Source organism: Phytobacter sp. RSE-02, from assembly GCF_040578655.1.
Classification (GTDB): Bacteria; Pseudomonadota; Gammaproteobacteria; order Enterobacterales; family Enterobacteriaceae; genus Phytobacter; species Phytobacter diazotrophicus.
On record NZ_JBEULY010000034.1, the window covers coordinates 1 to 9,044 of the forward strand.

Here is a 9,044-nt window from a genome sequence, read left to right on the forward strand (position 1 = left end):
CGTAATGACATGGTATCTCTCGCATCCCAGGGCATAAGTGACTCCATAAACGGGTTCTTATGCCTCAGTTGTAAGTGTCTACCATGTCCCCGAACAAGCGTTCACTATGTCTCCGGACCGTACACCCACGAGGAGAGGGGGCCGATCGAGCGTTTCTGCCTCGCCGTAGCGCGGATAAGCGCAGCGCATCAGGGGTTGCGGCCTGGCCCCTCAGACAGAAAGACGGGGTAATGATGCGCGTACCAGGCCCGGTGCCTGCCACATTGACGTTGTCAGCCCGCTATCCACCAGACCGAGCTGATCGGCATACACCGCCTGCCACTTCTGCATCATCTCGTCATATAACTCGCGATGCTGTGGGTTCGGCGTGAACTCCCGGCTCCATTTCACCAGTCGTTCACCGGTTGCCGCCATATCGTCATACAGACCCGCCCCGACGCCTGCGGCAATGGCGCAGCCCAGCGCGGTGGCCTCTTTGACTTCCGGCACGCGTACAGGAAGGCCTGTGACGTCACTTAAAATCTGGCTCCACAGCGCCCCTTTTGAACCGCCGCCCGCAAACACCAGACTGTCGAACTTCACGCCGGAAAAGCGGGAAATCTGTGCCAGGTTACAGGCTGAGACGATGGCGGCATTCTCTTCCAGCGCGCGGAACAGCGTCGCTTTATTGCATTTTTCCGGGTCGATGGAGAGGTTAATAAACGACGGCGCCGCATGGTACCACTGCTTGAAATGCATCGCATCGGAGAAGATCGGCATCACGCCGTGGGAGCCCGCCGGAACGCGAGCAGCCATCTCTTCCAGCAGGCTATAGGTGTCCATTCCCATGCGCTCGGCAATCAATTTTTCTTCCGCGCAGAAGGCATCACGGAACCAGCGCATGGTTAAGCCGGTAAAGAAACTGATCGACTCCGCCTGTGCCATGCCTGGGATCACATGCGGGTTTACGCGAATATTCATCTCCGGGTCGGTCCGCACCTGCGGCAAGTTGACCACCTGTTGCCAGAATGTCCCCCCCAGCACGGCCGTCTGTCCGGGGCGTACCACCCCCAGCCCCAGACAACCCAGTTGGACATCGCCGCCGCCCATGATTACCGGCGTGCCTTCGCGCAGACCGCTCTCCTGTGCCGCCTCTCTGGTCACTTCGCCCAGCACGCTGCCGGTCTCTTTTACCGGCGAAAGAATATCGGCGCGCAGTCCGGCCATATCCAGCAGGGAAGGCCGCCAGTCACGGGTAAACAGATCGAGCATGCCGGTGGTGCCCGCGTTGGAAGGATCGACCGCCAGCCAGCCGGAAAGGCGCGCCGCCAGCCAGTCGCTGATCATGGTGATCGTGACCGCGTTGCGATAGATATCCGGGCGATGGTGCGCCAGCCATAACAGACGGGGCATCGCGCTCAGGGCCAGCGTCTGCCCGGAGACCTCATAGACTTCGGATTCGAAGCGATCGTTGTGGATCTCTTTGAGTTCGGCCACTTCCCGGCTGGCGCGCGCGTCGACGTTGGCGCAGGCCCAGATGGCATCACCGTACTGGTCATACAGCACGATACCTTCGCGCATGGAACAGCAGGCGATGGACTTGATATCCGCACCGGAAAGACCCGCGTTCGCCAGCGCCTGGCGAATGCACTGGCAGGCCAGTTGCCAGTTGGTGGTGAGATCGAACTCCATTGAGCCCGGCACATTTTCCACGCTCAGGTGTTTCCATTCCGCCTGGCCGACGGCAACCTGTCTCCCGGTTAAATCGAAGATCACTGCACGAATGCTGCCGGTCCCTGCATCTAACGCTAAAAGGTAACTCATGGGCTTGCCTCGCTGTTATCAGCGCAGCGCGGCAAGCGGCGCGTTATTGCGCCAACGCCAGGACCGCGCGTGCTGTTGTTTCTTCCGTCACCAGGCCATTGATACGGCGGCCTTTGAGTGCGGCATAAATCGCGTCTGCCTTTTCCACGCCCCCGGCGGCACCGATGATGGTCGGCAATTGCGCCAGCTCATCCAGGGTGACGCCGAGTAATTCCCGATGAATCTCCAGCCCTTCGACCCGTTCACCATCGGCCTGCAAAAAGAAGCCCAGGATGTCGCCGACGGCCCCTTTGCGTGCATACATCAGTTGTTCACCTTCGCTGATATAGCCCGAGCGCAGGATCGTGGCGTCGCGCTTCTGATTCACTGATCCAATACCCACCACGGCAACATCGGCGGCGGTGGCGGCGAGGATCACATCCCGCACGCTCGATTCCCGTTTCAGGATCTCTGCCACCTCCGGCGACGATACGCGCAATGGCGCGGGGATCATGCTGACGCTACAGGCGGCATCCAGTTGGCCAATCCCGGTCATGTAGGGGCCGACCCCGCCGGAGAGCGTCACCAGGCGAATTTGCTGCGAACTGATAAACCCGCTCAGGTGCTGCAGACAACTCATAGTGGTTTCGCCAAATCCCACCGCCAGAAGCTGACCCGGCTCCAGCACTCCCATTAACGACTGGGCGGCGCCAATCCCGAGTCGCACGCTCATGGGCGGGGTATTCAGGGCTGGCAGCACGCGGGTCAGGCGTAAGCCAAACTGGCGTTGCAGCTCCGTTTCCAGCGCCAGGCACCCTTCATAGCGGGAATTAATCTGTACGCGGATCACCCCGGACTGCCGCCCCTTCTCCAGCAGGCGCGAAATCTTGAGGCGCGGTAAACCCAGTCGCTCGCCGATATCGTTTTGTGTCAGGCCGTCGTGGTAGTAACACCAGGCTACACGGGCCACCAGCTCTTCTTCTGCCAGCGCCAGACCTGCAAAGCGTCCTTCTTCTAATGTTCTTTTTTCGCTCATATCTGAACTCTTATAAAAATTTAGATCATATGTTCGTGCTTGCCTGCGGTGAAAATGTGAGCCGCCTGGCAAAACAGATCTTTTGATGTCGCTGTTGGAATAGAGAGATCCAAATACATAAAAATGTGATCACTGCACGGTTGTAAATATAGTTCACCGTCTACGCTTTTGAACATTATTGAAATAAAAAATCATTTGTTCAATAGCGGGGCTGCAATGAATCCACTGATTGAAGCGCGAGGCATCAATAAGCAATTTTCAGGCGTCACAGTCCTGAAAGGCATTGATTTCACGCTGTATTCAGGCCAGGTCCATGCGCTGATGGGCGGTAATGGCGCGGGAAAATCGACGCTAATGAAAATTATCGCCGGGGTGGAAACGCCAGACAGCGGTGAACTTTTCGTTTGCGGCAAGGCGTTTGCGCGCCTTAAGCCGAATCAGGCGCATCAGCTTGGTATCTATCTGGTCCCGCAGGAACCGATGCTGTTTCCCAACCTGAGCGTGCGGGAAAATATCCTGTTTCGCCTGCCGCGCAGCGCACAACATGACACGCTGCTCACTGAGAAACTGCAGCAGCTTAACTGCCAGCTTAACCTGCAGGCGGCCGCCAGTACCCTGGAAGTGGCCGATCAGCAAATGGTTGAGATCTTACGCGGCCTGATGCGCGACGCGAAGATCCTGATCCTCGACGAACCCACCGCCTCTCTTACGCCCGGCGAAACTGACCGGCTTTTCCGTCAGATCCGCGCCCTGCAAGAGCTGGGTGTCGGCATTGTTTTTATCTCTCATAAATTGCCGGAAATCCGCGCGCTCGCAAGCCATGTCTCGGTGATGCGCGACGGGGCGGTGGTGCTGAGCGGTGAAATCGCCAGCCTCGACGACAACGCCTTGATTACCGCCATGACGCCCACGAGCCGCGAGAAAAGCTTAAGCGATACCCAAAAACTGTGGCTGGCGCTACCGGGCAATCGCCGTACCCAGCCGCAGGATTTCCCGGTGCTGCGGGTGGATGATCTGACGGGGGAGGGGTTTATCGATCTCAGCCTTGAGATCCACGCCGGGGAGATCGTTGGTCTGGCAGGGCTGGTGGGCTCCGGGCGTACCGAGTTTGCTGAAACCCTTTATGGCCTGCGCCCGGTGCGCGCGGGGCGTATCTGGCTGGAGAACCGTGAGATCAGTGGCGATTCCACCCGCGCACGCCTGGCGCGCGGGCTGGTTTATCTGCCGGAAGACCGCCAGGTGTCGGGGTTGTTCCTTGATGCCCCGGTACGCTGGAACACGGTTGCCCTGAATGAACCCTCTCTCTGGCAGCAGCGCAAACGTGAAGCCGCGGTGGTGGAGCGCTATCACCGGGCGTTGGGGATCAAGCTGAATCATGCGGATCAAATTGTCCGCACCCTCTCCGGCGGGAACCAGCAAAAGGTGTTGCTGGCGCGCTGCATGGAGGCCAACCCGCTGTTGTTGATTGTCGATGAACCGACGCGCGGGGTGGACGTGGCGGCGCGGGCGGATATCTATCAATTGATCAAAAGCGTGGCGGCGCAAAACGTGGCGGTGCTGATGATCTCAAGCGATCTGGATGAGTTTCCAGGGCTGGCCGACAGGGTGCTGGTTATGCATCAGGGCCGACTGAGCGGGGAACTGCCGCGCCATGCGGTGAGTGTGGATCGCATGATGACACTGGCTTTCGGCGGGGGACAGCCATGAAAACATTACTGAAAAACCGTGAGCTCAGCGCGTTTCTGGCTATCCTGGCGCTGTTTGTGGTGCTGGTGGCGCTGAACCCTTCCTTTTTCAGCCTGCAAACCGTGGGCATGATTTTCGCCAGTAGCCAGATCCTGATGTTGTTGGCGCTCGGCGCAACGCTGGTGATGCTGACCCGCAATATTGATGTGTCGGTGGGCTCTACTGTGGGGCTGTGCGCCATTGCCGTCGGGGTGGCGCTGAACAGTGGCTACAGTCTGCCTGTCGCCATGCTTTTCTCCCTGGCGATTGGCGCCCTGGCCGGGGCCTTTAACGGCCTGCTGGTGGTGGGACTGAAAATTCCGGCGATTGTGGCAACGCTGGGTACGCTCGGGCTGTATCGCGGGGCAATGTTGCTGTGGACAGGCGGTAAGTGGATTGAAGGGCTGCCTGCCAGTCTGAAATCACTCTCTGTGGCGGGGGCGACCGGGGTTTCCCCTCTGGGCTGGCTGGTGCTGCTGGTGCTCGGTGCAGGGACCTGGGTACTGGCGCGCACGGCGTTTGGCCGCGACTTTTATGCAGTGGGGGATAATCTCGCCGCCGCCCGCCAGCTCGGTGTCGGAGTGAACCGCACGCGGATGCTGGCCTTCACCCTGAACGGCGTGCTGGCAGCCTGCGCCGGGATTGTCTTTGCCTCGCAGATTGGCTTTGTACCGAATCAGACCGGCAGCGGGCTGGAGATGAAAGCCATCGCCGCCTGCGTGCTCGGCGGTATCTCGCTGCTTGGCGGGACGGGGACGCTTGTCGGCGCGTTTCTCGGTGCCTTTTTCCTCACCCAAATCGACACCGTGCTGGTGCTCTTTAAGCTCCCGGCCTGGTGGAATGACTTTATCGCGGGCCTGGTGTTGCTCGGCGTGCTGGTGCTGGACGGACGTTTACGCCAGGCGCTGGCCCGCCATCAACGGCAACTGAAATACAGCCGCTTTATGCCCGGCAATAAGGGGAGCAAAAACGTGGCCCCTTTTCCCAAACGTAAAAACAAAGAGGTGGCGTAAATGAAGCTCAACTGGGAATTTGCGCTGCTGCTGTTACTGGTGCTGGAGATCCTGCTTTTTGGCGCACTGAACCCGCGCATGCTGGACGTCAATATGCTGCTGTTCAGCACCAGCGACTTTATCTGCATCGGCATTGTGGCGCTGCCGTTGACGCTGGTGATCATCAGCGGCGGTATCGATATCTCGCTTGGCTCGACCATTGGCCTGTGCGCCATCGCGCTGGGAGTGATGATGCAGGCGGGCTGGCCGATGAGCGTGGCCATAGTGCTGACGCTGGCGCTTGGGCTGCTGTGCGGGCTGGTCAACGCGGCGTTGATTCACTACACCGGCATCAGTCCGTTGGTCATCACCCTCGGCACGCTTTATCTCTATGGCGGTGGCGCGCTGTTGCTCTCCGGCATGGCGGGCGCGACGGGTTATGAAGGTATCAGCGGTTTCCCGGATAGCTTTACCGCCTTTGCCAATCTCACTTTGCTGGGCCTGCCCGTACCGCTGGTGCTGTTTGCGGTGATCACGCTGTTTTTCTGGCTGATCACGCACCGGGCGCGTTTTGGCCGTCACCTCTTTTTACTCGGGCAAAACCCGCGTGCGGCGCGCTATGCGGCGCTGTCGGTGAACGGTATGCCTTACGCACTTTACGGGCTGGTCGGGGTGGCATCGGCCATTGCCGCCGTGGTGCTGGTCTCTTATTTCGGTTCAGCGCGTTCCGATCTGGGGCGCGATTTGCTGATGCCTGCACTTACCGCCGCAGTGTTGGGCGGGGCCAATATTTATGGCGGTTCAGGTTCGGTGCTGGGTACTGCGCTGGCAGCGTTGCTGGTGGGGTATTTACAGCAGGGGTTACAGATGGTCGGCATCCCCAACCAGGTGTCGAGCGCGTTGTCAGGGGCGCTGTTGGTGGTGGTGGTGATGGGACGTTCGCTGAGTCTGCACCGGGAATGGGTGCGTATGACCTGGCATCGGGTTCTCTCGCGTTAATCTTTTGGAGCATGAGATGAAGACAAAATTGATAGTGCAACTGAGTGCGCTGGCGCTGGCGGGTAGCGTCATGGCTGCCCAGGCGGCTGACCGTATCGCCTTTATTCCCAAACTGGTTGGGGTGGGCTTCTTCACCAGCGGCGGCAACGGCGCGAAAGAGGCGGGAAAAGACCTGGGTGTGGATGTGACCTATGACGGCCCGACCGAACCGAGCGTTTCCGGCCAGGTTCAGCTCATCAACAACTTCGTCAACCAGGGCTATAAGGCCATTATTGTCTCCGCCGTTTCGCCGGATGGGCTGTGCCCGGCGCTGAAACGGGCGATGCAGCGCGGTGTGAAAGTGCTGACCTGGGACTCCGATACCAAGCCTGAGTGTCGCAGCATCTACATCAATCAGGGGACGCCAGAGCAACTGGGTGGTCTGCTGGTGGAGATGGCTTCAAAACAGGTAACCAAACCGAATGCCAAAGTCGCTTTCTTCTATTCAAGCCCAACGGTGACCGACCAGAACCAGTGGGTAAAAGAGGCGAAAGCCAAAATCGAGAAAGATCATCCCCAGTGGCAAATCGTCACCACCCAGTTTGGCTATAACGATGCGACCAAATCGCTGCAAACCGCAGAAGGGATCTTAAAAGCGTATCCGGATCTGGACGCGATCATTGCGCCGGATGCCAATGCTCTGCCAGCGGCAGCGCAGGCGGCGGAGAACCTGAAACGGGAAGGAGTGGCGATTGTCGGCTTTAGTACGCCGAACGTCATGCGCCCGTATGTAGAGCGCGGTACGGTGAAAGCCTTTGGCCTGTGGGATGTGGTGCAACAGGGGAAAATTTCGGTGAATGTCGCCGAGCATCTGCTGAAAAAAGGCGATCTTAACGTGGGCGACAGCGTCGACGTGAAAGATATCGGCACGCTTAAAGTCGAGCCAAACAGCGTGCAGGGCTATCAGTATGAAGCGAAAGGCAACGGGATTGTGCTGCTGCCGGAACGCGTGGTGTTCACCAAAGAGAACATTGGCAAATACGACTTCTGACGGGAGGAAACGATGGCGGATTTAGATGACATTAAAGATGGCAAAGATTTTGGCCTCGACCGGCCGCAACAGAATGTGCCGTTTACGCTTAAAGGCTGCGGGGCGCTGGACTGGGGGATGCAGTCGCGCCTGTCGCGCATCTTCAACCCGAAAAGCAACCGCACGGTGATGCTGGCGTTTGACCACGGCTATTTTCAGGGGCCGACTACCGGCCTTGAGCGTATCGATTTATCCATCGCCCCGCTGTTTGGCGAAACGGACGTGTTGATGTGTACCCGTGGGGTATTGCGAAGCCAGGTGCCGCCCGCTACCAATAAACCGGTGGTGCTGCGGGCGTCGGGAGGTAACTCTATTCTGACCGAACTGTCGAACGAGTGCGTGGCGGTAGCGATGGAGGATGCCCTGCGGCTCAACGTCTGTGCGGTGGCGGCCCAGGTTTATATCGGCAGCGAGCATGAGCATCAGTCGATCAATAACATTATTAAGCTGGTGGATGCCGGGAACCGTTACGGTGTCCCTACGCTTGCGGTCACTGGCGTCGGCAAAGAGATGGCGCGGGATGCACGCTATTTTTCGCTGGCCAGCCGTATCGCCGCCGAGATGGGAGCGCAGTTTGTCAAAACCTACTTTGTCGAAGAGGGGTTTGAGAAAGTCACCGCCAGTTGCCCTGTGCCGATTGTGATTGCCGGGGGCAAGAAATTGCCTGAGCTGGAGGCATTAGAGATGTGTTTTCGCGCCATCGACCAGGGGGCGTCCGGCGTGGACATGGGGCGCAATATCTTCCAGTCCAGCGCGCCGCTCGCCATGCTCAAAGCAGTAAAAAAAGTGGTACACGAGAATATGAGCGCCCGTGAGGCGTATCAATTCTGGCAGGAAGAGAAACAGGGAGAGCAACAATGAATGTGACGCTGGTGGAGATTAACATCAAGCCGGACAAGATCGATGAGTTTCTTGAGGTGTTTCGCGCCAATCACGAGGGGGCAGTGAAGGAGCCGGGAAATCTGCGTTTTGATGTGTTGCAGGATCCGAAAGTGAAGACGCGGTTTTTTATCTACGAGGCGTACAAGGATGAGGCCGCTGTGCTGGCGCACAAGGAGACGCCGCACTATCTGGCCTGCGTGGCGAAGCTCGAAGATCTGATGTCGGAGCCGCGTAAGAAAAGGACGTTTGTGGGGCTGATGCCGGAATAGCGGTTTGGTGTGGTGCGCGGTGTTTCCCTTTGCCCTCACCCTGACCCTCTCCCCAAAGAGGAGAGGGGAGCGTTCGTGCTCGCATTTTTGTGGGGAATCCTCATCCGACAGGGAAGAGGCAACCGATTCAAGCGGGGTGGGGACTATTTTTCACCCTCTCCCTTGAGGGTGTACGGTCCGGAGACATGGTAGACAGGTGTTCGGAGACATGGTGAACACTTTTTAACACCCTTTACCCATGATGATCGACCTCTTTTTCAGGTCGATCATCCCCACTTTCGTGCTGTACC

At 58.5% G+C, this 9,044-nt stretch carries 8 protein-coding genes; 6 read left to right on the forward strand and 2 right to left on the reverse strand.

All coding sequences use genetic code 11. The annotated features are described in order from the left end of the window. Positions 1-210 precede the first annotated feature (210 nt). Positions 211-1,803 carry an autoinducer-2 kinase gene (lsrK, locus tag ABU190_RS27080; RefSeq protein WP_354692900.1) on the reverse strand — a complete coding sequence of 531 codons (1,593 nt, stop codon included), beginning with the start codon at positions 1,801-1,803 and terminating at the stop codon, positions 211-213. A 43-nt stretch (positions 1,804-1,846) separates the two neighbouring features. Then, the gene (gene lsrR / locus ABU190_RS27085; RefSeq protein ID WP_039078174.1) at positions 1,847-2,818 is read right to left on the reverse strand and encodes a transcriptional regulator LsrR; all 972 of its coding nucleotides are present in this window, start codon (positions 2,816-2,818) and stop codon (positions 1,847-1,849) included. A 216-nt stretch (positions 2,819-3,034) separates the two neighbouring features. Here lsrR and lsrA point away from each other — a divergent pair, with 216 nt between their 5' ends. From lsrA to lsrG, 6 genes are read left to right on the forward strand one after another with little or no spacing between them, the layout of a single operon-like run. Further along, positions 3,035-4,525 carry an autoinducer 2 ABC transporter ATP-binding protein LsrA gene (lsrA, locus tag ABU190_RS27090; RefSeq protein WP_354692901.1) on the forward strand — a complete coding sequence of 497 codons (1,491 nt, stop codon included), beginning with the start codon at positions 3,035-3,037 and terminating at the stop codon, positions 4,523-4,525. After that, entirely contained in the window at positions 4,522-5,556 is a 1,035-nt protein-coding gene (lsrC, locus tag ABU190_RS27095; protein ID WP_039078172.1) for an autoinducer 2 ABC transporter permease LsrC, read from the forward strand. The genes lsrA and lsrC overlap by 4 nt, the downstream gene beginning before the upstream one ends. Continuing rightward, on the forward strand, positions 5,557-6,534 hold the full coding sequence (gene lsrD, locus ABU190_RS27100) for an autoinducer 2 ABC transporter permease LsrD (protein ID WP_039078171.1): 978 nt from the start codon (positions 5,557-5,559) through the stop codon (positions 6,532-6,534). A gap of 16 nt (positions 6,535-6,550) precedes the next feature. Next, positions 6,551-7,564, forward strand: coding sequence for an autoinducer 2 ABC transporter substrate-binding protein LsrB (lsrB, locus tag ABU190_RS27105; protein ID WP_071194480.1), 1,014 nt, complete (start codon positions 6,551-6,553; stop codon positions 7,562-7,564). 12 nt (positions 7,565-7,576) lie between these two features. After that, positions 7,577-8,464, forward strand: a complete 888-nt coding sequence (gene lsrF / locus ABU190_RS27110) for a 3-hydroxy-5-phosphonooxypentane-2,4-dione thiolase (RefSeq protein WP_071194481.1) — start codon at positions 7,577-7,579, stop codon at positions 8,462-8,464. Then, positions 8,461-8,754, forward strand: coding sequence for a (4S)-4-hydroxy-5-phosphonooxypentane-2,3-dione isomerase (lsrG, locus tag ABU190_RS27115; protein WP_039078168.1), 294 nt, complete (start codon positions 8,461-8,463; stop codon positions 8,752-8,754). Before lsrF ends, lsrG begins: the two co-directional genes overlap by 4 nt. Positions 8,755-9,044: the final 290 nt, after the last annotated feature.

Bases quoted from the DNA above. Each gene is read 5' to 3' on its own strand.
- lsrK (WP_354692900.1), bottom strand. From the start codon at position 1,803: ATGAGTTACCTTTTAGCGTTAGATGCAGGGACCGGCAGCATTCGTGCA.
- lsrR (WP_039078174.1), bottom strand. From the start codon at position 2,818: ATGAGCGAAAAAAGAACATTAGAAGAAGGACGCTTTGCAGGTCTGGCG.
- lsrA (WP_354692901.1), top strand. From the start codon at position 3,035: ATGAATCCACTGATTGAAGCGCGAGGCATCAATAAGCAATTTTCAGGC.
- lsrC (WP_039078172.1), top strand. From the start codon at position 4,522: ATGAAAACATTACTGAAAAACCGTGAGCTCAGCGCGTTTCTGGCTATC.
- lsrD (WP_039078171.1), top strand. From the start codon at position 5,557: ATGAAGCTCAACTGGGAATTTGCGCTGCTGCTGTTACTGGTGCTGGAG.
- lsrB (WP_071194480.1), top strand. From the start codon at position 6,551: ATGAAGACAAAATTGATAGTGCAACTGAGTGCGCTGGCGCTGGCGGGT.
- lsrF (WP_071194481.1), top strand. From the start codon at position 7,577: ATGGCGGATTTAGATGACATTAAAGATGGCAAAGATTTTGGCCTCGAC.
- lsrG (WP_039078168.1), top strand. From the start codon at position 8,461: ATGAATGTGACGCTGGTGGAGATTAACATCAAGCCGGACAAGATCGAT.